The sequence below is a fragment of the Streptomyces spiralis genome (assembly GCF_014654675.1).
GTDB classification, from domain to species: Bacteria; Actinomycetota; Actinomycetes; order Streptomycetales; family Streptomycetaceae; genus Streptomyces; species Streptomyces spiralis.
In genome coordinates this window covers 1-1227 of the sequence record NZ_BNBC01000136.1, presented here as the reverse complement: position 1 = coordinate 1227, position 1227 = coordinate 1, and the positions used below count along the sequence as shown (strand labels likewise).

Sequence of the window (1227 nt, the reverse complement as noted above, 5' to 3'; positions counted from 1 at the left end):
CTCCGGGGCAGCCGAGGATCGCAACCGTATGGCTGCGTCTCCGCGAGTGTTCGAGGCCGGACTCCCTGACCTACCGTCGAGCTTCCGCCTGCACGGCGAGGTCGAGGTTGAGGGTCTTGGCGGCCTTGCTGATGGAGCCGGGCATGAGGTGTCGGTAGATCTTGAAGGTGATTTCGATGGTCTTGTGGCCCATCCACTCGGCGACGTCGGTGATGGGGATGCCATGGGTGAGGCAGTTCGAGGCGAAGAAGTGGCGCAGGCCGTAGACGACCATCCCGTCGGGGATGTCGGCCTGGCCGGCTTTCTTGATCCGCTGCCACTGGTTGGCGATGTGGTAGTGCGGGAACGTGCGGGACGGGTCGCCTGGGTGGCGCAGCAGGTAGCCGTCGACGGTGCCGTGCTTGTCGGCGTACCACTTGATCGTCTCCCGCACCCGCGCGGGCAGGGGCACGTCCCGGTACTCGCCCACCTTGCGGTGCTTGAGCCGTTCGTACTGGCAGGTGGTGCGGTTAACCTGCTCGGTGATGCGGTAGACGTCGTCGGCGACGATGTTGTTGAGGTTGACCGCGAACGCCTCGCCGTTGCGCATGCCGCAGCCGCTCATCAGGTCGGCGACCAGCAGGAAGCTGTCGTCGCCGGCGGTGCGTATCTGCTGCAGCTGCGCGGGTGAGGGGATCACCACCCGCTTGGGGTCGTACTGCGGGGGCTTGATGCCGGCGACCGGGTTGTCGTCGAACAATCCGAGCCGGTTCGCGTCCAGCAGGATCGCCTTCAGCTTGTCGAACGCGTTCGCCTGCGCCGCGAGGCCGGTGCCGTTGCGTTCCATGGTCTGGAGGAAGCCCTCGACCACCTTGTGGTCGAAGGTGTTCATCCGCCGGCTGCCCAGCAACGGCAGCAGATGGATGTTCAGCAGCGACTCCAGGTGCACCACCGAGGCCGGCCCCAGATCCCGCTGGCCGGCCTTCCACTGGGCGGCATACTCCTCGAATCGCATCGCCCCGTACCGGGCGACCCGCTCCGCCTTCGCCTGCCCCCGCGGCGCCGCCCTCTTCGCGTTGTAGACCTCCGTCAAACGCGCGATCGCCTTGTCCTGGGTCGAAAACCCGGACTCCTCCGCCTGCCTACCGGCCGCCGACCGGTACCGGATCCGGTACGGGTGAGGACACTTCGACCACCGCGACCGCGGATGCTCACACTCCTTGAAAAACGACCCCATCCCACGAACCA

Annotated in this window: 1 protein-coding gene; it reads right to left on the bottom strand. The window is 66.6% G+C overall.

Annotated elements, in window-relative coordinates; all coding sequences use genetic code 11:
* Positions 1–70 precede the first annotated feature (70 nt).
* The gene (locus IE318_RS44340; RefSeq protein WP_189908484.1) at positions 71–1216 is read right to left on the bottom strand and encodes a tyrosine-type recombinase/integrase; all 1146 of its coding nucleotides are present in this window, start codon (positions 1214–1216) and stop codon (positions 71–73) included.
* Positions 1217–1227 lie beyond the last annotated feature (11 nt).

What these genes read in the sequence shown, in the direction of transcription:
- IE318_RS44340 (WP_189908484.1), bottom strand. Translation starts at nt 1,216, where the DNA reads ATGGGGTCGTTTTTCAAGGAGTGTGAGCATCCGCGGTCGCGGTGGTCG.